General features: G+C 73.3%; 21 protein-coding genes and 1 tRNA gene. 6 read left to right on the forward strand and 16 right to left on the reverse strand.

Translation table 11 applies throughout. The features are described from left to right. The 3 genes from E9565_RS06645 to E9565_RS06655 form a co-directional block, all read right to left on the reverse strand. On the reverse strand, window positions 1-317 hold a 317-nt coding region (locus E9565_RS06645), incomplete at its 3' end, for a hypothetical protein (RefSeq protein ID WP_236834370.1). A 320-nt stretch (window positions 318-637) separates the two neighbouring features. Then, window positions 638-1,405: a TIGR03936 family radical SAM-associated protein gene (locus E9565_RS06650; protein ID WP_236825374.1), complete on the reverse strand. Its 768-nt coding sequence runs from the start codon at window positions 1,403-1,405 to the stop codon at window positions 638-640. Continuing rightward, a complete protein-coding gene (locus tag E9565_RS06655) occupies window positions 1,405-3,327 on the reverse strand; it encodes a TIGR03960 family B12-binding radical SAM protein (RefSeq protein WP_236834371.1) in 1,923 nt (640 codons plus the stop codon). The genes E9565_RS06650 and E9565_RS06655 overlap by 1 nt, the downstream gene beginning before the upstream one ends. Before the next feature lie 162 nt (window positions 3,328-3,489). On the opposite strand from E9565_RS06655, the gene E9565_RS06660 reads away from it, so the two are divergent. Further along, window positions 3,490-3,756 (forward strand): helix-turn-helix transcriptional regulator, encoded by a 267-nt coding sequence (locus tag E9565_RS06660; protein ID WP_236825376.1) that lies wholly within the window; start codon window positions 3,490-3,492, stop codon window positions 3,754-3,756. Beyond that, the gene (locus E9565_RS06665) at window positions 3,753-4,259 is read left to right on the forward strand and encodes a hypothetical protein (RefSeq protein ID WP_236825377.1); all 507 of its coding nucleotides are present in this window, start codon (window positions 3,753-3,755) and stop codon (window positions 4,257-4,259) included. Before E9565_RS06660 ends, E9565_RS06665 begins: the two co-directional genes overlap by 4 nt. 74 nt (window positions 4,260-4,333) lie before the next feature. On the opposite strand, the gene ndk is transcribed toward E9565_RS06665, so the two are convergent. The 4 genes from ndk to E9565_RS06685 are packed head-to-tail and all read right to left on the reverse strand — an operon-like array spanning window position 4,334 to window position 6,989. Beyond that, a complete protein-coding gene (gene ndk, locus E9565_RS06670; RefSeq protein WP_236825378.1) occupies window positions 4,334-4,744 on the reverse strand; it encodes a nucleoside-diphosphate kinase in 411 nt (136 codons plus the stop codon). A gap of 11 nt (window positions 4,745-4,755) precedes the next feature. Beyond that, window positions 4,756-5,163, reverse strand: a complete 408-nt coding sequence (locus tag E9565_RS06675) for a DUF4233 domain-containing protein (RefSeq protein WP_236825379.1) — start codon at window positions 5,161-5,163, stop codon at window positions 4,756-4,758. After that, window positions 5,160-6,512 (reverse strand): folylpolyglutamate synthase/dihydrofolate synthase family protein, encoded by a 1,353-nt coding sequence (locus E9565_RS06680; RefSeq protein WP_236825380.1) that lies wholly within the window; start codon window positions 6,510-6,512, stop codon window positions 5,160-5,162. Before E9565_RS06680 ends, E9565_RS06675 begins: the two co-directional genes overlap by 4 nt. 21 nt (window positions 6,513-6,533) lie before the next feature. Then, complete coding sequence (locus E9565_RS06685; RefSeq protein WP_236825381.1) at window positions 6,534-6,989, reverse strand: YccF domain-containing protein; 456 nt, start codon at window positions 6,987-6,989, stop codon at window positions 6,534-6,536. Window positions 6,990-7,069: 80 nt separating this feature from the next. Here E9565_RS06685 and valS point away from each other — a divergent pair, with 80 nt between their 5' ends. Further along, complete coding sequence (gene valS, locus E9565_RS06690; protein ID WP_236825382.1) at window positions 7,070-9,655, forward strand: valine--tRNA ligase; 2,586 nt, start codon at window positions 7,070-7,072, stop codon at window positions 9,653-9,655. Window positions 9,656-9,691: 36 nt separating this feature from the next. Here valS and E9565_RS06695 read toward each other — a convergent pair whose 3' ends face one another. Both E9565_RS06695 and E9565_RS06700 read right to left on the reverse strand, forming a co-directional pair. Beyond that, complete coding sequence (locus E9565_RS06695; RefSeq protein WP_236825383.1) at window positions 9,692-10,618, reverse strand: oxygenase MpaB family protein; 927 nt, start codon at window positions 10,616-10,618, stop codon at window positions 9,692-9,694. 37 nt (window positions 10,619-10,655) lie between these two features. Continuing rightward, window positions 10,656-11,183 (reverse strand): DUF1697 domain-containing protein, encoded by a 528-nt coding sequence (locus E9565_RS06700; RefSeq protein WP_236825384.1) that lies wholly within the window; start codon window positions 11,181-11,183, stop codon window positions 10,656-10,658. 277 nt (window positions 11,184-11,460) lie between these two features. Between E9565_RS06700 and E9565_RS06705 the strand changes: the two genes are divergently transcribed. Beyond that, the gene (locus E9565_RS06705; protein ID WP_236834372.1) at window positions 11,461-12,276 is read left to right on the forward strand and encodes a DUF559 domain-containing protein; all 816 of its coding nucleotides are present in this window, start codon (window positions 11,461-11,463) and stop codon (window positions 12,274-12,276) included. Between the two features lie 112 nt (window positions 12,277-12,388). Here the strand turns inward: E9565_RS06705 and clpX are convergent, their stop codons facing one another. The 7 genes from clpX to E9565_RS06740 form a co-directional block, all read right to left on the reverse strand. Beyond that, complete coding sequence (clpX, locus tag E9565_RS06710) at window positions 12,389-13,663, reverse strand: ATP-dependent Clp protease ATP-binding subunit ClpX (RefSeq protein ID WP_236825386.1); 1,275 nt, start codon at window positions 13,661-13,663, stop codon at window positions 12,389-12,391. A 298-nt stretch (window positions 13,664-13,961) separates the two neighbouring features. Beyond that, window positions 13,962-14,591 carry an ATP-dependent Clp protease proteolytic subunit gene (locus E9565_RS06715; RefSeq protein WP_236825387.1) on the reverse strand — a complete coding sequence of 210 codons (630 nt, stop codon included), beginning with the start codon at window positions 14,589-14,591 and terminating at the stop codon, window positions 13,962-13,964. 20 nt (window positions 14,592-14,611) lie between these two features. Further along, entirely contained in the window at window positions 14,612-15,250 is a 639-nt protein-coding gene (locus E9565_RS06720; protein ID WP_374201379.1) for an ATP-dependent Clp protease proteolytic subunit, read from the reverse strand. Between the two features lie 299 nt (window positions 15,251-15,549). Next, complete coding sequence (gene tig, locus E9565_RS06725) at window positions 15,550-17,013, reverse strand: trigger factor (protein WP_236825388.1); 1,464 nt, start codon at window positions 17,011-17,013, stop codon at window positions 15,550-15,552. Between the two features lie 96 nt (window positions 17,014-17,109). Then, window positions 17,110-17,183, reverse strand: a tRNA-Pro gene (locus tag E9565_RS06730). Window positions 17,184-17,272: 89 nt separating this feature from the next. After that, complete coding sequence (locus E9565_RS06735) at window positions 17,273-18,724, reverse strand: amidase (protein WP_236834373.1); 1,452 nt, start codon at window positions 18,722-18,724, stop codon at window positions 17,273-17,275. 54 nt (window positions 18,725-18,778) lie between these two features. Beyond that, on the reverse strand, window positions 18,779-18,940 hold the full coding sequence (locus tag E9565_RS06740) for a hypothetical protein (protein ID WP_236825390.1): 162 nt from the start codon (window positions 18,938-18,940) through the stop codon (window positions 18,779-18,781). Between E9565_RS06740 and E9565_RS06745 the strand changes: the two genes are divergently transcribed. Both E9565_RS06745 and E9565_RS06750 read left to right on the forward strand, forming a co-directional pair. Next, window positions 18,939-20,876, forward strand: coding sequence for an alpha/beta hydrolase (locus tag E9565_RS06745; RefSeq protein WP_236825391.1), 1,938 nt, complete (start codon window positions 18,939-18,941; stop codon window positions 20,874-20,876). The genes E9565_RS06740 and E9565_RS06745 overlap by 2 nt on opposite strands. Before the next feature lie 107 nt (window positions 20,877-20,983). Further along, window positions 20,984-21,370 carry a hypothetical protein gene (locus E9565_RS06750; RefSeq protein WP_236825392.1) on the forward strand — a complete coding sequence of 129 codons (387 nt, stop codon included), beginning with the start codon at window positions 20,984-20,986 and terminating at the stop codon, window positions 21,368-21,370. Window positions 21,371-21,385 lie beyond the last annotated feature (15 nt).

Below are 21,385 nucleotides of genomic sequence, written 5' to 3' on the forward strand. Positions count from 1 at the left end.
GAGGCCGAGACCACCGGCGTCCCGGCGACCTCCCCGGAGGGCGCGCCGGACGAGGACGCCGCCGAGGAGGACGACGAGCTGAACTGGGCGCCGAACCGAGGTCCGGCCGGCTCGGGTTCGGGCTCCTCGGCCGGGGCCTCGACCTCGGCTGCCGTCGGCTCGTCGTCCTCCTCGGCGGCGTCCTCGTCCGGCGCGCCCTCCGGGGAGGTCGCCGGGACGCCGGTGGTCTCGGCCTCCGCGGGCTGCGGTGTGCCCGGCGGGACCGCGGCGTCCGTCGCTTCGTCGGTGTCGGTGGTCGGGTGGTCGGTGTCAGCCACGAGGGCTCTCGCCTCCTGTGCTGCTCCCGGGCGCCGATCGGTGAGGACTGGCGGCCGCGCAGGAGCACGGGTTGGGCGGGGCGGGCCGCCGCGGGGGTGTGGCGGACGTGCTCGCCCTGCGAAGTCTGTGGGCGGCTCCCGCGCGACGGTTGCCGCGGCAGGGAGCCGGTGTGCGGTGGTGCCCGTTCCCCGGTGACGCCGGGGGCGGTGGTGCGGGTCCTGCGGTGGTCTCAGGCGTCCGGGCCGGGTGGCCCGGGGCGGGCGCGTCACGTCTGGCAGCCGTGCCGCTCGACGGCGCGCGGCCTCCGGGCGTCCGCCGGTCAGACCGTCGCGTGCTCCCCCTGGCAGCGGGTGCGCGCCGCACGGTCAGGACCGAGCGGATCGGCCACGGTCCCGGTGTCGTCGAGCCGGCCCTGCGCCTCACGCACGGCCCGGGGGGGCAACGGCGGGCGCAGGTCGGCGACGGCAGCCAGGGCGGCCAACACGTCATCGGGTCGTACAGCGGGCGTCACCTGCCGGACGACCATGTGCAGTATGGCACAACCTGCCTCCTCCGCCGCTGACGCGCTGGCGACGGCGGGGCGGGCGTCGACGTCCTTCAGGCCGTTCTTGGTGCGCTTCGCGACGGTGACGACGTCGGCGGCCAGGAACTTCTCGACCGCCGGGGCGAGCTCCTCCAGGCGCACGCCGGGCAGCTCCACCCGCCAGACCGAGGTGTCGATCCGATCGGCGAGCGAGCCGGTCCCCTGCGCGGCCTCGACGCACTCCAGGACGGCGATGTCCTCGGGCAGCGCGGCGTCCAGCGCGGCCCGGACCGCCTCGGGGTCGCGGCGTTCGGCGAGCCCGATCTCCACGTACTCCGCCTCGCTGGCCGAGCCGGTGGGCGCCGCACCGAGGTAGGAGATCTTGGGGTGCGGGCTGAACCCGGCGGAGAACGCCATGGGCACCCGCGCCCGGCGCAGCGCCCGCTCCAGGGCGCGGGCCAGGTCGCGGTGCGAGGCGAACCGCAACCGGCCGCGCTTGGCGTAGCGGATGCGCAGCTTCTGCACGGTCGGGGGCGGCGGCGGCCCCTCGGGCTGGCGGGCCATCAGACGACGGTGAGCGGGAGCAGGCTGCGCCCGGTGGGCCCGATCTGGATCTCGGTGCCCATCGTCGGGCAGACCCCGCAGTCGTAGCAGGGGGTCCACCGGCAGTCCGCGACCTCCTCCTCCGAGAGCGCCTCCTGCCAGTCCTCCCAGAGCCACTCCTTGTCCAGCCCGGAGTCCAGGTGGTCCCAGGGCAGGATCTCGTGCTCGGTGCGCTCGCGGGTGGTGTACCAGTCGAGGTCGACACCGAACGCCGCGAGCTCCTCGGCCGCGGCCTGCGTCCAGCGCTCGAAGGAGAAGTGCTCGCTCCAGCCGTCGAACTTCCCGCCCTCGCGCCACACCCGCTCGATGACGCGGCCGACCCGGCGGTCACCGCGGGAGAGCAGGCCCTCGATCACGCCGGGCTTGCCGTCGTGGTAGCGCAGCCCGATGGAGCGGCCGATGCGGCGGTCGGCGTTGATCGCCTGGCGCAGCACCCGCAGCCGGTGGTCGATGGTCTCCGCGCTCGCCTGGGCCGCCCACTGGAAGGGGGTGTGCGGCTTGGGCACGAAGCCGCCGATGGAGACGGTGCAGCGGATGTCCTTGCGGCCGCTGGCCTCCCGGCCGGCGCGGATGACCTCGACCGCCAGCTCGGCGATCTCCAGGACGTCCTCGTCGGTCTCGGTCGGCAGACCGCACATGAAGTAGAGCTTCACCTGCGTCCAGCCGTTGGCGTACGCCGTCGTCACCGTGCGGACGAGGTCCTCCTTGGACACCGTCTTGTTGATGACCCGGCGGATCCGCTCGCTGCCGCCCTCCGGGGCGAAGGTCAGCCCGCTGCGGCGGCCGTTGCGGGAGAGCTCGTTGGCCAGGGTGACGTTGAAGGCGTCGACCCGGGTGCTGGGCAGGCTGAGGCTGGTGTTGGTGCCCTCGTAGCGGTCGGCGAGCTGCTTGGCGACCTGGCCGATCTCCGAGTGGTCGGCGCTGGAGAGGCTGAGCAGCCCGACCTCCTCGTAGCCGGTCGCCTGCAGCCCCTGCTCCACCATCGAGCCGATGCCGGTGATCGTCCGCTCGCGCACCGGGCGGGTGATCATCCCGGCCTGGCAGAAGCGGCAGCCGCGGGTGCAGCCGCGGAAGATCTCCACGCTCATCCGCTCGTGCACGCTCTCGGCCAGCGGCACCAGCGGCTGCTTCGGGTAGGGCCACTCGTCGAGGTCCATGACGGTGCGCTTGCCGACCTTGACCGGCACGTCGGCACGGGTGCGGGTGACGGCGGCGATGGTGCCGTCCGGCCCGTAGGAGAAGGCGTAGAAGCGCGGCACGTAGACGCCGTCGACCCGCGAGAGCCGGGCGAGCAGCTCCTCACGGCCACCGGGGCGGCCCTGCCCCTTCCACGCCTTCACGACGTCGGTGATGTCGCCGACGGCCTGCTCGCCGTCACCGAGGACGGCGCAGTCGACGAAGTCGGCGACCGGCTCGGGGTTGAAGGCGGCGTGCCCGCCGGCGACGACGACCGGGTGGGTCTCGTCGCGGTCCACCGCGTGCAGCGGGATCCCGGCGAGGTCGAGCGCCTCGAGCAGGTTGGTGTAGCCGAGCTCGGTGGCGAAGCTGACGCCGAGCAGGTCGAAGTCGCGCACCGAGCGGTGGCCGTCGACGGTGAACTGCGGGACGCCGTGCTCGCGCATGAGGGCGGCGAGGTCGGGCCAGACGGCGTAGGTGCGCTCGGCGAGGGCGTCGGGGCGCTCGTTGAGCACCTCGTACAGGATCATCAGGCCCTGGTTCGGCAGCCCCACCTCGTAGGCGTCGGGGTACATGAGCGCCCAGTGCACGTCCGCGGACTCCCACGGCTTGGTCTGGGCGTTGAGCTCGCCGCCGACGTACTGGATCGGCTTCTGGATCCGGGCCAGCAGCGGCTCGAGGCGGGGGTAGAGGGTCTCACCAGTCATGACCCGTCCAGGGTAGCCGCCCCCGCCCGCCGCCCATGGTGATCAGGTCACCTGATCGAACTGGGTCCTGGCTCAGCTCCGACCGTGAGCCAGGACCACATCAGGTGAGCCAGGACGGCGAACGCTTCCCCGCGCCGTCGCATTAATGCTACGGTTCGTAGTATGGGACGACAGCCCAGATCCGAGGCGGACAAGGTGCACGACCGCATCGCGGTGCTCCGCGCCGACCGCGGCGTGAGCCGGAAGGAGCTGGCGGACGCCGTCGGTGTGCACCCGCAGACGATCGGCTACGTCGAACGCGGCGAGTACAGCCCGTCACTGGCCCTGGCCCTGCGCATCGCCCGCTTCTTCGACCTGCCCGTCGAGGCGGTCTTCTCGCTCGACCCGCTGCCCTCGCTCAGCGAGGAGCTCCTCAGGAGGACGTCATGAGCACCCACCCGCAGCAGACCTACCTCGCCCGCACCTTCGACGACAGCCGCTACGACCGGGCGCGCAGCCGCCGGACCCGGCGCCGGGCCGTGCTCGCCGAAGCGGCGCTCCTCGCCGCACTGGTGACCGCGACGCTGGTGTGCGCCGCATCGCCCCAGGGCTGGTCGACGTGGTACTTCGTCGTCTGGACGGCGGGCATGCTCGGGTTCATCCCGCTGCACTCGCTGCTCAACCTGGGCATCCGCGGGGTGTTCGACCGCAGCAGCCGCTCGCTGGACGAGCACCAGCAGGAACTGCGGGAGCGCTCCTACGTGGCGGTGGCGTGGCCGGCGTGGGGGCTGCACTTCACCGCGTTCGCCGGTGCGGTCGCCCTCGTCGCGCTGACCGACGAGGTCGCGCTCGGGCTGTGCCTCGGCTTCCTGCTCTGGATGACCGCCGGGCTGCTGGCCTACTGGCACCTGGCGTGGACCGCCCCCGACGAGCCGACCGACGCCGACCTCTGATGCCCTGGGCAGAGGAAGCTGTACCTGCGTTCTCGGGCCCCGATCCGCCCGTATAGCTTCCTCTGCCCCCGCGATCAGGAGAGGTCGGGGAAGAAGAGCGCCACCTCGCGCGCGGCGGACTCGGGCGAGTCGGAGCCGTGCACGATGTTGTTCTGCACCTCGAGGGCGAAGTCGCCGCGGATGGTGCCGGGGCCCGCCTTCACCGGGTCGGTCGCGCCGGCGAGGGCGCGAAAGGCCTCGATGGCCCGCGGCCCCTCGACGACCAGCGCCATGAGCGGGCCGCCGGTGATGAACTCCACGAGGCCGGCGAAGAAGGGCCGCTCGCGGTGCTCGGCGTAGTGGGTCTCGGCGGTCTCCCGGTCCAGGGTGCGCAGCTCGGCGGCGACCAGGCGCAGCCCCTTGCGCTCGAGCCGCGTGATCACCTCGCCGACCAGGCCGCGGGAGACGCCGTCGGGCTTGACGAGGACGAGGGTGCGTTCGGTCACGGGGCGGCAGCCTACGGGGTCGGCGTGGCGTCCCCGCCGCCCTCGGTGGGGTCCGGCTCGGCGACGGCGCCGAACGCGGTGCCGAGCAGCTCCTTCCGGACCTGCAGCAGGTAGGCCCAGATGAGCAGGAACGCCCCGGCGACGAACCACATGACGCCGTTGATCAGCCCGGTCGCCAGCAGGGGGACCTGCAGCGCCGTGCCGATCAGCAGCCCGCGCTCACGGCGCTGGATCCCGCTGGCGAGGATGAGGACAAGGGCCAGGACGAGGAGCGCGGCGAGCAGCCCGCCGCTCAGGCCGTCCTCGGTCTGGGCGATGCCGCGCGGCACGAAGAGCACGGCGATCCCCTCGAGCACCAGCACCGCGGCGGCGGCCCCGCGCAGGGCCTTGGCGGCGCGTACCGGGTCGGCTGCCGTCACCGGGAACCCCGCGCCATCAGCGTGCGGGCCTCACCGGCGGTGATCACGCTGCCGGTGACCAGCACGCCGGAGCCGCCGAGGGCGTCGTCCGGACCGGCCTCGGCCAGCTCGACCGCCTCGGTGAGCGCCTCGGGGAGCACCGGCTGGACGCTCACCCGGTCGGCGCCGAAGACGTCGACGGCCAGCGCGCCGAGCTCGTCGGCCGGCATCGCGCGGGGCGAGCCGTTCTGGGTGACGACGAGCTCCGCGCAGATCTCCTCGAGCGCGGCGAGCATCCCGGTGACGTCCTTGCCGTGCACGCAGCCGACCACACCGACGAGCCGGGTGAAGTCGAAGGACTCCCGGATCGCCTCGACCGTCGCCCGCATGCCGGCCGGGTTGTGCGCCGCGTCGACCAGCACCGTGGGGCTGGTGCGCACCCGCTCCAGCCGGCCGGGCGAGCGCACGGCGGCGAAGGCGGCGCGGACGGTCTCCTGCTCGATCGGTCCGGTCGTCGCACCCGCGCCCAGGAACGCCTCCACCGCGGCCAGCGCCGTCGCCGCGTTCTGCGCCTGGTGGGCGCCGAACAGCGGCAGGAAGACCTCCTCGTACTCGCCGCCGAGGCCCTGCAGGCGGACCTGCTGCCCGCCGACGGCGACCTTCCGCTCCAGCACGCCGAACTCGGTGCCCTCGCGGGCGACCACCGCCTCGACCTCCACGGCGCGGCGGACGAGGGCGTCGAGCGCACCCGGCTGCTGGCGGGCGAGGACGGCGATCGAGCCGGGGGCGATGATGCCCGCCTTCTCCCCCGCGATCGTCGCGACGTCGGGGCCCAGGTACTCGGCGTGGTCGAGGTCCACCGGGGTGACGACGGCGACCCGCGCGTCGGCCACGTTCGTGGCGTCCCAGGTGCCACCCATGCCCACCTCGATGACGGCGACGTCGACCGGCGCGTCCGCGAACAGGGCGTAGGCCATGCCGACCATGACCTCGAAGAAGCTCATCGGGGTCTCCCCCGCGGCGTCGACCATCTGCACGTAGGGCGCGATGTCCTGGTAGGTCTCCACGAAGCGCTCGGCGCTCACCGGCTCGCCGTCGAGCACGATGCGCTCGCGGATCGACTCCAGGTGCGGGCTGGTGAACCGGCCCACGCGCAGGCCGAAGCCGCGCAGCAGCTCGTCGACCATCCGGGCCGTCGTCGTCTTGCCGTTGGTGCCCGCCACCTGGACGACCGGCATCGCGCGGTGCGGGGAGCCGAGCAGGTCGACCAGCGCCGAGATGCGGGTCAGCGACGGCTCGAGCCGGTTCTCCGGCCAGCGGGCCAGCAGCTCTCTCTCGACCCGGGCCATGTCACCGGTGCTGCTGCTCACCCGGTCAAGGATGCCAGCCGTTCACCAGGCCCCGGCGCGCCGCGGGGGTGCGCCGCCCACCACGCCGCCACCGGCGTGCATCCAGTCCCTCGGCGGCGCCGTCTCGACCACCCGCTTGCCCAGCGGGAACAGCCCGACGGCGGCCAGCTTGAACGAGGCGATGCCGAAGGGGATCCCGATGATCGTGAGGCAGAACCCGATGCCCGCGACCACGTGCAGCACCGCGAGCCACCAGCCGGCGACGAGGAACCACAGCAGGTTGCCGACCGCCGAGGCCACGCCGGCGCCCGGTGCGCGCACCGTCGTCCGCCCGAACGGCCAGACGACGAAGCCGGCCAGCCGGAACGACGCGATGCCGAACGGGATGGTGACGACCAGCAGGCAGGCGATGACCCCGGCCAGCAGGTAGGCCAGCGCCAGGATCCAGCCCTGCAGCACGAGCCAGACCAGGTTGAGCAGCAGGCGCAGCGTGTCCACGTCTGTCCCACGCGCGACACCGGGCGGGAGTTCCCCGGCGGGGCGGAGGCCCGTTGCCCGCCCTTCCTAGGATGAGCGGCATGGTTCCCGACATCGCGACCCCGGACACGACTGCCCCGGCTGCGACCGTCGGCGTACCCGACAAGCCGACCGTCGACGGGCTCGAGGAGAAGTGGATCGGCCGCTGGGCGGCCGAGGACACCTACGCCTTCGACCGCGAGGCCGCGCTGGCTGCGCCGCGCGAGCAGATCTGGTCGATCGACACGCCCCCGCCGACCGCCAGCGGCTCGCTGCACGTGGGGCACGTCTTCAGCTACACCCACACCGACATCGTCGCCCGCTACCAGCGGATGCGCGGCAAGCACGTCTACTACCCGATGGGCTGGGACGACAACGGCCTGCCCACCGAGCGGCGGGTGCAGAACTACTACGGCGTCCGGTGCGACCCGTCGCTGCCCTACGACCCGTCCTTCCAGCCCCCGGCCAAGCCGGGCAAGGACCAGCAGCCGGTCTCGCGCCGCAACTTCGTCGAGCTCTGCATGCAGCTGACCGAGGAGGACGAGGCGGAGTTCGAGAAGCTGTGGCGCCGCGTGGGCCTGTCGGTGGACTGGACCAACGTCTACCGGACGATCTCGGAGTCCTCCCGGGCCACCGCGCAGCGGATGTTCCTGCGCAACCTCGCCCGCGGTGAGGCCTACGCGCAGGAGGCGCCGACCCTCTGGGACGTCACCTTCCGCACCGCCGTCGCCCAGGCCGAGCTCGAGGACCGGGAGCGCCCCGGCGCCTACCACCGGATCGCCTTCCGCTCCCCCGCCGGCCCCGTCTTCATCGAGACCACCCGGCCCGAGCTGATCCCCGCCTGCGTCGCCCTGGTCGCGCACCCCGACGACGAGCGCTACCAGCCGCTCTTCGGGACGACGGTGCGCACGCCGCTGTTCGACGTCGAGGTGCCGGTGGTCGCCCACCGCCTCGCCGAGCCGGACAAGGGCTCGGGCATCGCGATGATCTGCACCTTCGGCGACCTCAACGACGTCACGTGGTGGCGCGAGCTGCAGCTGCCGACCCGGGCGATCGTGGGCTGGGACGGCCGGCTGCTGCCCGAGCCGCCGCCGGGCGTGGCGGCCGCCCCCTACGCCGAGCTGGCCGGCAAGACGGTGTTCAGCGCGCAGCAGCGGATCGTGGAGATGCTGCGCGAGTCCGGCGACCTCGAGGGCGAGCCGAAGCCGATCACCCACCCGGTGAAGTTCTTCGAGAAGGGCGAGCGCCCGCTGGAGATCGTCACCACCCGCCAGTGGTACATCCGCAACGGCGGCCGCGACGCCGACCTGCGCGACGCCCTGGTGGCCCGCGGCCGGGAGATCCAGTGGGTGCCCGAGCACATGCGGCACCGCTACGACAACTGGGTGGAGGGGCTGAACGGCGACTGGCTGATCAGCCGCCAGCGCTTCTTCGGCGTCCCCTTCCCGGTCTGGTACCGCCTCGACGAGGCCGGCGAGCCGGACTACGAGAACCCGGTCCTGGCCGACGAGGCGTCCCTGCCGGTCGACCCGTCCTCCGACGTGCCGCCGGGCTTCTCCGAGGAGCAGCGCGGCGTGCCCGGCGGGTTCATGGCCGACCCCGACGTCATGGACACCTGGGCCACGTCGTCCCTGTCCCCGCAGGTGGCCTCGGGCTGGGACACCGACCCGGAGCTGTTCGCCAAGGTCTTCCCGATGGACCAGCGCCCGCAGGCGCACGACATCATCCGCACCTGGCTGTTCTCCACGGTCGTCCGGGCGCACTTCGAGCACGGCACGGTGCCGTGGACGCACGCCACCATCTCCGGCTTCGTCGTCGACCCCGACCGCAAGAAGATGTCGAAGTCCAAGGGCAACGCGACGACGCCGATCGACGTCCTGGAGCGGTACGGCACCGACGCCGTCCGCTGGCGGGCCGCCGGTGCGCGGCCGGGCGCGGACTCGCCGTTCGACGAGGCGCAGATGAAGGTCGGCCGACGCCTGGCGATGAAGATCCTCAACGTCGGCAAGTTCGTCCTGGGCCTGGGTGCGTCGGCCTCGCTGACCGCCGAGCAGGTGACCCAGCCGATCGACCGCGCGCTGCTCACCGGGCTGGCCACCGTGGTGCAGGAGGCGACGGCGGCGCTGGAGTCCTACAACTACACGCGGGCGCTCGAGGTCACCGAGGCGTTCTTCTGGTCGTTCTGCGACGACTACGTGGAGCTGGTGAAGTCGCGCGCCTACGGCTCGGGCGAGGCCGCGACCTCCGCGCAGGCGGCGCTGGCCATCGCGCTCGACGTCCAGCTGCGGCTGTTCGCGCCGGTGCTGCCGTTCGCCACCGAGGAGGTCTGGTCCTGGTGGCAGACCGGCTCGGTGCACCGCGCGGCGTGGCCGGCCGCCGCCGAGCTGCCGGCCGACGGCGACCCGGCGGTCGTCACGGTGACGGCGGCGGCGCTGGCGGCGGTGCGGAAGGCGAAGTCCGACGCCAAGCAGTCGATGCGGGCCGAGGTGGAGACGGCGACGGTCACGGTGGCGCCCGACCAGCTGCCGCTGGTCGAGGCCGCGCGGTCCGACCTCGTCGACGCCGGGCGCATCCGCTCGCTGACCGTCCGCCCCGGCGAGGGCGAGCTCGCCGTCGACGTCGTCCTCGCCGAGGCCGCCGAGAGCTGACCCCGGTTCGACCGTGCCGCCCCGGGCGCCGACGTCTCAGCCTGCGTCGGCGGCCCAGGCCGGCGCGGGTCCCGTGCCGAGCCGCCAGCGCGCCGCCTCCTCCGACGGGCTGTACGGGCCGAGCGCCAGGCGCAGCGCCCGCAGCTGGGCGCGGGTGACGGCGAGCTGCGCCGCGCCGCCACGGCCCCGGCCGGGCACACCGGCGCACCCGGCGATCGACGGCGACACCACGTAGGCCGCAGCGCCGGACAACCCGCGGTAGACCACCCGCTCGGGGACGCTGAGGCCCGGTGGCGCGGCGAGGAACTCGCGCAGGTGCCCGGGAACGGGCCGCAGCCGCGGGCGGTAGGCGGCGAGGGCCTCGGCCAGCTCGGCCCTCGTCAACGGCAGGTCGGTGGCCCCCAGCTCCGCCGCGGCGCGGGCCCACTCCCCCACGTAGACGTCGGGCCAACCGCGGCCGAAGCGCGGGGTCAGGTCGCTGCCGACCGCCTGCTGGGCGGCGAGGAAGGCGTCGGTGAAGGCCAGGTGCACCCAGCGCAGCAGCGCCGGGTCGGACGCCGAGTAGGCCGTGCCACCCACCCGGCCGCGGACGCGGGCGTGCATGGCCCGGACCCGGGCCGCCTCCCGCTCGGCCAGCTCGGTCGAGCCGAAGGTGCTGACGACCAGCCAGCGGGCGGTGCCGGCCAGCCGCTTCCACGGGTCCTCGCGGTAGGCCGAGTGCCGCTGCACCCCGGCCAGCGCGAGCGGGTGGGCGCCCTGCCCCAGCAGCGCCGCGACCCCGCCGACCAGCGTGGCGAGGTCGCCGTGCACGCGCCAGACGACGCCGTCGGGCTCGAACCAGCCGGGGCCGGTGCCGACGCGGGCGATGTCGCGGACCCAGTCCGGGGCGCCGGTCGGATCACCGGAGACGCGGGACCGGAACGCCTCCCGCGCCTGCTGGGGCAGGGAGGTCAGGGCGCGCACGCCCCGAATGTGCCACGCAGCGGGTGCACCGGGACGCTCAGCGGGTGAGCTCGACCAGCTTGCGCACCGTGTTCCAGTTGCGGGTGGTCCCGGCGGCACCGAGCAGCCGGTCCCACGAACGGCCCGCGGTGCTGCTGCGCTGGAAGCCCTCGGGCAGCCACGCGTAGAGCTCGCGCCCGCGCACCACGTGCTCCCCGTTCTCGGCCGCCGGCAGCGCCGCCACCCGCTCGGGGTCCAGGGGCTCGGCGTAGAAGGTGACTGCGTAGCGCGCGGCGTCGGTGGCGACGTGGCCCAGCGGGTCGGCGGCCAGCACGGCGGCGAGCTCGTCGGCCGTGCGGACGACGACGGGGACGTCCAGCGCGAAGTGGTCGGCGATCGCGGCGGACAGGTCGGCGGCGAGCTCCGCCTCCGGCAGCGGGCTCTCGAGCAGGACGTTGCCGCTGGCCAGGTGGGTGCGGACGGCGCCGTACCCGCGGGCGGTGAGCACCTCGCGCAGCCGCGGCATCGGGACCCGGCGGGTGGCGCCCAGGTTGACCGCCCGCAGCAGGGCCACGTACCGCGTCACGTCCCGGACGCTAGCGCTGATCTGCACCCGGCATGCGGGAGGCGTTGTCCCTGATCACGACATCCGGCCCTTCCGAGTGTCGTGATCAGGGACAACGCCTGCGGGGCCGTCCACAGGTCTGCCTCTGGCGCCCCGTTGCGGGACGGCTGACGGCCACTCTGTGGCCGTGCACGATGTCCTCCGACTGCTCGGTCCCGCTCGCGTGGCGTCGACCGCGACGCTGTCGCGTCTCGTCGCACCGCGCACCGTCGGGCGCTGGCTCGCTACCGGCCGTATCGTGCACCTGCACCCCGGCTGGGTCACGGTCCCGGAACTCGTCGACGACTGGACCGTCCGCGCCTACGCAGCCGCGTCCTACTGCGGAGGGCCCCTCAGCCACTGGAGCGCACTGGCCGTCCACGGGCTCGGCGACGAGTACACCCGGTTGCACGTCACCGTGCCGGCGGGAGCGAGGGTGCGGTCGTCACCGCAGCTCCGTGTCCACCGCAGCCGGTTGCCGTTCGGGCTGACCACCGCGCGAGGGCTGGTGACGACGCCGGTCAGCCGGGCGCTGGTGGACAGCTGGGGCGACGCGCACTCCGCGACGGCGGTACGGGCCTCCCCCGGCCTGGCCCGCGCAGCGGTGCTGCGCGCGGTGCAGCGGCGGCGCGTCCAGCCGGCCGAGGTGGCGGACGAGCTCGACCGCCGCCCCAACCTCCCCGGGAAGGCGGAACTGCACGAGCTGCTGGGCCTCGTCGCGGGTGGGAGCCACAGCGAGCTGGAGATCTTCGGCCTCCGGCACATCCTCACCGTCCCCGGGCTGCCGGAGTGCAGACGCCAGTACCGGGTGGACCTGCGCGACGGGCCCGTCTTCCTCGACGCGGCATGGCCGGACGTGCTCCTGGCGGTCGAACTCGACGGCGCCGCCTTCCACGGCTCCCCGGCGGCACGGGAACGAGACCTGCGCCGGGACGCCGCCCTCGCCGTCCTCGGCTGGCAGACCTTGCGCTTCAGCTACCGACGGGCCACCTCGGACCCGGCCGGTTGCCGCGCCCAGATCGCGGAGATCTACTGCCGCCGCTTGGGCGATGTCCCTCAGGCGGACATGAGATGACCGCGAACGTCGCGTGCAGGGTCATCGCTCCCCGGCAGGCTCGTCCGGTGAACGCCAGAGGCCCAGAACCGGGCGGGTCCTGGGCCTCTGGGCTGCCGTGGTCAGCTGTGGCTCACGCCGACTTCTCGCGGGGGGCTCGGGTCGGCTTGCGCGGCACGATGGTCGGGTTCACGTGCTCCAGCACGACCTCCTTGGTGATCACCACGGAGGCGACGTCGTCCCGGCTCGGGACGTCGTACATCACCGACTGGAGCACCTCCTCCATGATCGCCCGGAGCCCGCGGGCGCCGGTGCCGCGGAGGATCGCCTGGTCCGCGACCGCCTCGAGCGCGTCGTCGGTGAACTCCAGCTCCACGCCGTCGAGCTCGAACAGCTTCCGGTACTGGCGCACCAGGGCGTTCTTCGGCTCGGTCAGGATGTTGATCAGGGCCTGGCGGTCGAGCTTGCGCACGCTGGTGATCACCGGGAGCCGGCCGATGAACTCGGGGATCATGCCGAACTTCAGCAGGTCCTCGGGCATAACCTCGGCGAAGGCGTTGGCGTCCTCGATCTCCTGCTTGCCGCGGACCTCGCCGGCGAAGCCGATCCCCTGCTTGCCGGCGCGGGCCTCGATGACCTGCTCCAGGCCGGCGAACGCGCCACCCACGATGAACAGCACGTTGGTGGTGTCGATCTGGATGAACTCCTGGTGCGGGTGCTTGCGCCCACCCTGCGGCGGCACCGACGCCGTCGTCCCCTCGAGGATCTTCAGCAGCGCCTGCTGCACGCCCTCGCCGGAGACGTCGCGCGTGATCGACGGGTTCTCGCTCTTGCGGGCGATCTTGTCGACCTCGTCGATGTAGATGATGCCGGTCTCGGCCCGCTTGACGTCGTAGTCGGCGGCCTGGATCAGCTTGAGCAGGATGTTCTCGACGTCCTCACCGACGTAGCCGGCCTCGGTCAGCGCCGTGGCATCGGCGATGGCGAACGGGACGTTGAGCATCCGCGCCAGCGTCTGGGCGAGGTGGGTCTTGCCGCAGCCGGTGGGGCCGATCAGCAGGATGTTGGACTTCGCCAGCTCGACGGCGTCCTCGCGGGAGGCGCGGTCACCGCCGGCCTGGATCCGCTTGTAGTGGTTGTAGACGGCGACCGAGAGCGTCCGCTTGGCCTTGTCCTGGCCGATGACGTACTGGTCGAGGAAGTCGTGGATCTCCTTGGGCTTGGGCAGCTCGTCGAACTTCAGGTCCGACGACTCCGAGAGCTCTTCCTCGATGATCTCGTTGCAGAGGTCGATGCACTCGTCGCAGATGTAGACCCCGGGGCCAGCGATGAGCTTCTTGACCTGCTTCTGGCTCTTGCCGCAGAACGAGCACTTGAGCAGGTCACCGCTCTCACCGATTCGTGCCACCTGCTGACCTCCACCTCGACAGTCGCCGGTCCTGGTGTCAGGTACCCGCGGGTTGGACCCTGCTTGCTTGTCTTCTGCCCCTGCTCGACCCCGCTGGCAGGCTGCCCCGCGAGGCTCTCCTCCCGGCGGTGCGGGCCGGGGATCGGGCGTTCGCCGAACCTACCCGCCGCCTCCGGCCGGTCCGGGCAATGACTCACCCGGATGACCCGAGGCCGTTCCTCTTCTGTCCCGTCGTGCCCTCGGACCCCCGACGGTACGGGCCGAACACGCGCCTCGCGCGCCCCCGGCCCGTACCGGATCAGGCAGTCGGGAGGGCGTTCAGCTTCCGGCTCTGGATCACCTGGTCGACGATCCCGTACTCCTTGGCCTCCGGAGCGGTGAGGATCTTGTCGCGGTCGATGTCGGCGCGGACCTGGTCGGCGGTCCGGCCGGTGTGCCGCGCCAGGATCTCCTCCATCTGCGTGCGCACCCGCTGGATCTCGGCGGCGTGGATCTCCAGGTCGGAGACCTGACCGCCGGCCTCTCCGGAGGGCTGGTGGATCAGCACGCGGGAGTACGGCAGCGCCAGCCGCTTGCCCGGCGTCCCGGCGGCGAGCAGGACGGCCGCGGCCGAGGCGGCCTGACCCATGCAGACGGTCTGGATGTCGGGCCGGACGAACATCATCGTGTCGTAGATGGCCATCAGCGAGGTGAAGGAGCCACCGGGCGAGTTGATGTAGATGGTGATGTCGCGGTCCGGGTCGGCCGACTCGAGGGTGATGAGCTGCGCCATCACGTCGTTCGCCGACGCGTCGTCGATCTGCACCCCGAGGAAGATGATGCGCTCCTCGAAGAGCTTGTTGTACGGGTTGGACTCCTTCATGCCGTAGCTCGTGCGCTCCACGAAGGAAGGCAGGATGTACCGGCTGGAGGGCATCTGGAAGCTCATGTGTCTGTGTCCTCGGGCGCTCAGTTGTCGGAGACCGGGTTGGCGCTGTCGGTCATCGCGGCACGGCTGACGACGTGGTCGACGAAGCCGTACTCGAGCGCCTCCTGCGCGGTGAACCAGCGGTCGCGGTCGGCGTCCTTCTCGATCTGCTCGACGCTCTGACCGGTGTGGAATGACTGCAGCTCGTTGAGCTCCCGCTTGGTGCGGCGGAACAGGTCGGCCTGGATCGCGATGTCGGCCGCGGTGCCGCCGACGCCGGCCGAGGGCTGGTGCATCATGATCCGCGCGTGGGGCAGGGCGTAGCGCTTGCCCTTGGTGCCGGCGGTGAGCAGGAACTGGCCCATCGAGGCGGCCAGGCCCATGCCGTAGGTGGCGACGTCGCAGTCGATGAACTGCATCGTGTCGTAGATGGCCATGCCGGCGCTGACCGAGCCGCCGGGCGAGTTGATGTAGAGGTGGATGTCCCGCTTCGGGTCCTCCGCGGACAGCAGGAGCATCTGGGCGGCCAGCTGGTTGGCGATGACGTCGTCGACCTGGGTGCCCAGGAAGATGATGCGCTCGCGCAGCAGGCGCTCGTAGACCGAGTCGCCGAGGTTCATCCCCCCGCCGTTGGCGCGCAGCAGCGGCGCGCTGGCCAGGTTCGGGTCGGTGGTGCTCACGGGTGCGGTGACCTCCGTAGGACGCGTGTCGTGGCAGTCGGTCTCGGTGTGGTGCGGGGCCCGGAACGGCCTGCCGGGAGAGGTATCCCCCGGCGATCGCCTGAGTCCTGTCGACCCTAACGCGCACCTGCGACGGGACAGTCCCCGTGGCGGCGGTGTTCGCCGTCGGCGCAGCGACGACCCCGGAACGGCGACGACGCCGCCCCGCCCGGATGGGCAGGACGGCGTCGCCGCGGAGGGCGGTCCCGTCCAGAGGCTCACCCCGAGCGTGCGAGGGGTGAGGGGGACGGGGTCCTTTCTCAGGCCTTGGTGACGTCCTCGGTGTCCTCGGTCGCCCCTTCGGCGGCCTCCGTGGCGACGGCCTGGACGCCGATCTCCTCGGCCTCGACCGGGGCCTCCTCGGTGTCCCCGGCGGGGGTCTCCTCGGCGGCCGCCTGGACCGTCTTCGGCCGCAGGGCGTCGAGGTCGACGGTCCGGCCCGACTCGTCGGTGATCGTCGTCTGCTCGAGCAGCTGCGCGAGGGTCTTGGTGCGCCGGACGTCGGCGACGAACTCGGCGATGTTGCCGCTCTGCTGCAACTGCTGGGCGAACTGCTCCGGGCTCATCCGGTTGCGCTGCGCCTGCGCCATGATCTGCGCCGACAGGTCGTCGTTGCCGACGGTGACCTCACGGGCGTCGGCGATGGCGTCGAGGATGAACTGCGTCTTGACCGCCTGCTCGACGTTGGTGCGCTGGTCGGCCTCGTAGTCCTCGCGGCTCTCCACGCCCGACATCTGCAGGAAGGCGTCCCAGTCCATGCCGGCCTGGGCGAGCTCGCGCTCGAAGGCCTGGTTGCGCCACTGCACCTCGCGCTCGACCAGGTTCTCCGGCACCGGCACCTCGATGGTCTCGATGAGGTGCTCGACCAGCTTGTCGCGCGCCTGCGCGCCCTGCTGGATCACCTTGGTGCGGGCCAGCCGGGTGCGGGCGTCCTCCCGCAGCTCCTCGAGGGTGTCGAACTCGCTGGCGGTCTGCGCGAACTCGTCGTCGAGCTCCGGCAGCTCCTTCTCCTTCACCGAGCGGACGGTGACGGTGACGTCGGCCAGCTGGCCGGCGTCGGGGCCGGAGAGGAGCGCGGTCTGGAAGGTCTTCGACTCGTCGGCGGAGAGGCCGCGGACGGCGTCGTCGAGACCCTCCATCAGGTTGCCCGAGCCGACCTCGTACGACATGCCCGTGGTGGAACCGTCCTCCAGGACCTCGCCGTCGAGCTTGGCCTCGAGGTCGATGGAGACGAAGTCGCCGTCCTGGGCGGCGCGCTCGACGCCGGTGAGCATGCCGAAGCGCTCGCGCATGACGGAGATCTGCTGGTCGATCTCCTCGTCGGTGACCTCGACGTCGTCGACGGTCACGGCCAGGGAGTCCAGCGCCGGCAGCTCGAGCTGCGGGGCGACGTCGACCTCGGCGGTGAAGGCGAGGGTGTCGTTGTCGTCGAGGCGGGTGACCTCGATGTCGGGCTGGCCCAGGACGCGGACCTGGTTCTCGCGGATGACCTCGGAGTAGATCTCCGGGACGGCGTGCTGGACGACCTGCTCCAGGACGACGGGGCGGCCGAGGCGCTGGTCGAGCACGCGGTTGGGGACCTTGCCGGGGCGGAACCCGGGGACGCGGACCTGCTTGCCCAGCTCCTTGTAGACCTCACCGAAGGCGTGGTCCAGGTCCCCCCACGGCACCTCGATCGCCATCCGGACCCGCGTGGGGCCCAGTTCCTCGATGGTGCTCTTCACAGCGGCAGTGCTCCTCGGTGAGACAGTGGTGTGCAGGCGCCCGGGCGGACTCGGGACGCCGGGTCGACCCCCGAGTCTAGAGACGTCGGGGCACGGTCGGGGTGGCGGGATTTGAACCCACGGCCCCCCGCTCCCAAAGCGGGTGCGCTACCAAGCTGCGCCACACCCCGTGGCCGCACGAGTCTAGGCGGACCGGCGGCCGGCCGGGCGGGCGCGGTCGTCAGGGCACGCGGGTCACCGCCGCGGTGCAGGCGCCCGCTCACGCCGACACCGGCGGCCGCTGCCCGGCCCACGGCGCCGCACCCTCCAGGGCGGCGGCCACGCGGACGAGCAGGTCCTCCCGCCCGACGGCGGCGACGAGCTGGACGCCGACGGGCAGCCCCTGCTCGGTCCGGTGCAGCGGCAGGCTGACCGCCGGCTGGCCGGTGACGTTGAACTGGGAGGTGTAGGGCATGAGGCTGTTGATCCGCCGTCCCTCCTCCTTCTCGCCGGCCGCGGTGAACCAGCCGAGCTCCGGCGGGGGCGCGGCGATGGTCGGCGTGACCAGGAGGTCGAACCCCTCGCCACCGAGCTCCCGCGGCGCCCACCACTGCGCCATCCGGCGGCTCCAGGTGCCCAGCCAGGTGCGCGCCCCGAGGTACTTCTCGGCCGAGAGCCTGCGCCCCACGGCCCGGTACACCCGGTTGCGCGGTTCCAGCTCCCCGTCCTCGATCGGCCGGCCGAGGGACCGCTCGAAGGCCGAGAGGGTGAGCGCCACGTCCGCCGCGATGGTCGTGGTGAACCAGCGCGGGAACTCCGGGTCGAACATCGCCCCCGGCGTCCCCGGCTCCACGTCGCAGCCGAGGTCGGCGAGCAGCCGGCCGGTGCGCTCGACCGCCGCCCGGCACGCGGGGTGGTCCAGGTACTGCTCCCCCGGCTCGGCGTCCAGCAGCCCGACGCGGAGCCGGCCCACCGGGGCACCGACCTCCTCGGCGAGCGGGCGGGGCAGCGGCGGGGCGGCGTAGGGGTCGCCGGGCATCGGGCCGCTGATCGCGTCGAGGACGGCGGCGGTGTCGCGCACCGTGCGGGTGACGACGCCGTCGGTGGTCGCGCCGGCCCAGCTCTCCCCCACCTCCGGCCCCTGGCTGACCCGGGCCCGCGTGGGCTTGAGCCCGACGAGGCCGCACTCCGCCGCAGGGATGCGGATCGAGCCGCCGCCGTCGCTGGCGTGCGCGACCGGGACCAGCCCGGCGGCGACCGCGACGGCCGATCCGCCGCTGGAGCCGCCGGCGGAGCGACCGGTGTCGTACGGGTTGCGGGCCGGCGGGTGCGCCGCCGGCTCCGTGGTGATCGTGGTCCCGAACTCCGGCACGTTGGTGCGGCCGAGGACGACGAACCCCGCGGCGCGGAAGCGGGTGGCGAGGTGGCTGTCGACACGCCAGCGGACGTCGGCGTCGCGCAGGAAGGAGGTGCCGTAGTGGGTGGCCTCGCCGGCGACGTGGCAGCCGAGGTCCTTGAGCAGGATCGGCACGCCGCGGAAGGGGCCGTCGGGCAGGTCGCCGGCGGCCTCGGCGCGGGCGGCGTCGAACCGCTCGCGGACCACCGCGTCCAGCCGCGGGTTCACCCGTTCGATCCGCTCGATCGCGGCGTCGACGAGCTCCGCGGGCGTGGCCCGGCCGGTGCGGACCAGCTCGGCCTGCGCGGTGGCGTCCATCCAGGTGGTGTCGGTCACACGCCGCACGCTAGCCGCTGCCCAGGCGGCCCCCGGGACGACGGGGCGGACCGTTCACCCGCCCCGGCCGCCGATCAGGCTCCACGGGACCGACATGTGCCGCTCCCACCAGCCGTCGATGATGGGGTGGACCCCCGCGCCGGTGCCCGTGAGCGGGCGGGCGACGCCCCGGCGCGGGTCCGGCACGACACCCCGGTGCACGCGGAGAGGGCCCATGACCAGTCGTCGAGCAGCAGTGCTCCTGATCCCCCTGCTCACCGTCGGCGCGTGCACGAGCAGCGGTGAGGACGACGCCACGGCCGTCGACGCCTCCCCCTCGGCGACGGCCGGCGAGGTCGACATGGGCGCATGCGGGTTCGACGTGCCGGCGGGCGTGGACGTCGAGTGCGGAACGCTGCCCGTCCCGGCCGACCGCGACGACCCCGACGCCGGGGAGATCCAGCTGGCGTTCGCCGTCGTCCGCAGCGACTCCGGCAGCCCGGCCGAGGACCCGGTCGTCTACCTGTCGGGAGGACCGGGTCAGAGCACCCTGGAGCTCGTGCCGCAGGCGTTCGGCCAGCTCTACGAGCCGCTCACCGCGAACCGCGACCTCGTGCTCGTGGACCAGCGCGGCACCGGGCTCACCGAGCCGTCGCTGGCCTGCGACGAGTACAGCTCGTGGGTGCGGGAGTCGCTGGGCTCGGACCTCCCGCCGGAGGAGCTGGAGGCGCAGGCAGTCGGGTCGCTGGAGGAGTGCCGGCAGCGCCTGGTCGACGAGGGGGTCGACTTCTCCGACTACAACAGCGCCGCCTCCGCCGCGGACCTGGAGGACCTGCGGGTCGCCCTCGGCTACGACGAGTGGAACCTGTACGGGATCTCCTACGGCACCCGGCTGGCGCAGGCGGCCCTGCGCGACCACCCGGAGGGCATCCGGTCGGTGGTGCTGGACGCCGCGTACCCCGTGGACGCCGACCTCTACGAGGAGACGCCGGGCAACGCCGTCCGCGCCATGGACGCCCTGTTCGCGACGTGCGCCGACGACGCGGGGTGCGCCGCGCGGTACCCCGACCTCGAGCCGAGGTTCCGGGCCCTGGTCGACGAGCTGAACGCCTCGCCGGCGCCGATCACCGTGGTCGACCCGGCGAACGGGCAGCGCATCGAGGACGAGCTCGACGGGGACTCCCTCGTGGGCTTCCTCTTCCAGACCCTGTACTCGACCGAGCTGCTGGCGCACCTGCCGGAGATCATCGCCGCGGCCGACGACGGCCAGTACGGCACGATCGGGCTGCTCCTCGGCGCCCTCACCCAGCAGCTGGACCTGGTCAGCCTCGGCCAGCAGCTGGCCGTCCAGTGCCAGGAGGAGGTCCCCTTCGGCTCCCGGGAGGAGGCGGCCGAGGCAGCCGCCGAGCACCCGCTGGTCGAGGGGTTCTTCGAGGGCGCGCCGACCCTGGGCCCGGGTGTCTTCGACGTCTGCTCCTCGTGGGACGCCGGGGAGCCGGGCCCGGGGGCGGACGACCCGGTGACCAGCGACGTCCCCGCGCTGGTGCTCGCGGGCATCCTGGACCCCATCACGCCGCCGCGCTGGGGGGAGGAGATCGCCGCGGGGCTGTCCGCCGGCTCCTTCGTGGAGTTCCCCTTCACCGGGCACGGCGCCCTGCCCAGCCACGACTGCGCCGTCCGGATCGCCACCGACTTCCTGGACGATCCCCGCAGCGAGCCGGCGACGGACTGCGTCGACGACATCGCGGCACCGGCCTTCACGGCGGACGACGTCGACGTCGAGATGACGTCGTTCGAGGACGAGCAGCTGGGCCTGCGGGGCGTGCGGCCCGACGGCTGGACCAAGGTGGTCCCCGGGGTGTGGCAGGAGTCGGCCCTGGTCTCGCTGGTCCAGCAGGTGGTGCCCGGCGCCACCGCGGACCAGCTGCTCCAGCAGGTCGGCGTGCAGCTGAGCCTGGCCGAGCCGCCGCAACCGGTCGGCGAGCTGTCGACGGAGTCCTCCACCTGGCAGCTCTACCGGCTGGACGACCTCGGGCAGAGCGTCGAGCTGGCGCTCGCGGACGGTCCGGACGGCCTGGTGCTGGTGCAGCTGACGACCAGCCCCGACCGCGCCGACGTCCACCGCGAGCAGGTCTTCCTCCCGGCCGTGGAAGCACTCGCCCCGGCGCCCTGAACCCCGGTCCGAGCCGCGCGCGGTGACACCCGCCGATAGCCTGCCGGGAACGCGCGGACCCGGGCCACCGGGCCGCCGGAGCGTGCCCCACGGACGGAGACCTCGCAGTGGCGATCGACGACGACGGCCTCGGCCCGGCCACTCCCCCGCCGCCGCCCGGGTTCGGCGTGCTGCCCGCGGCCGCGGCGCTCGCCCGTCTGCCCTTCGACGTCGCGGTGCTGGTCGGCTACACCGTGCGCCAGCTCCCCCTGCTGGTGCAGGACGTGCGCAGCACGGTCAACGACGTCGCCCGGCTGGTGCACCACGGCGAGCGGGACGGCGCGCTGCGGGAGCTGATCGACGCCCTCGCGCGCGCCGCCCGCGCCGACAGCGCCGGCGCGCTGGCGCACGCGCTGCGCTCGGCCGGCGACCTGGCCGCCGTCCGTGCCGAGGTCGAGCAGCAGCGCCTCGTGACCGGTGCGGTCGACCGCGACGGGGACCGCGGGCACCCGTGACCGCCTGCCGGTCGC

Origin of the sequence: Blastococcus sp. KM273129 (assembly GCF_021698995.1) — a bacterium.
GTDB lineage: Bacteria > Actinomycetota > Actinomycetes > Mycobacteriales > Geodermatophilaceae > Blastococcus.

What these genes read in the sequence shown, in the direction of transcription:
- E9565_RS06715 (WP_236825387.1), bottom strand. Translation starts at nt 14,591, where the DNA reads ATGAGCTTCCAGATGCCCTCCAGCCGGTACATCCTGCCTTCCTTCGTG.
- E9565_RS06660 (WP_236825376.1), top strand. Translation starts at nt 3,490, where the DNA reads ATGGGACGACAGCCCAGATCCGAGGCGGACAAGGTGCACGACCGCATC.
- E9565_RS06650 (WP_236825374.1), bottom strand. Translation starts at nt 1,405, where the DNA reads ATGGCCCGCCAGCCCGAGGGGCCGCCGCCGCCCCCGACCGTGCAGAAG.
- E9565_RS06745 (WP_236825391.1), top strand. Translation starts at nt 18,939, where the DNA reads ATGACCAGTCGTCGAGCAGCAGTGCTCCTGATCCCCCTGCTCACCGTC.
- E9565_RS06665 (WP_236825377.1), top strand. Translation starts at nt 3,753, where the DNA reads ATGAGCACCCACCCGCAGCAGACCTACCTCGCCCGCACCTTCGACGAC.
- E9565_RS06740 (WP_236825390.1), bottom strand. Translation starts at nt 18,940, where the DNA reads ATGGGCCCTCTCCGCGTGCACCGGGGTGTCGTGCCGGACCCGCGCCGG.
- valS (WP_236825382.1), top strand. Translation starts at nt 7,070, where the DNA reads ATGGTTCCCGACATCGCGACCCCGGACACGACTGCCCCGGCTGCGACC.
- E9565_RS06655 (WP_236834371.1), bottom strand. Translation starts at nt 3,327, where the DNA reads ATGACTGGTGAGACCCTCTACCCCCGCCTCGAGCCGCTGCTGGCCCGG.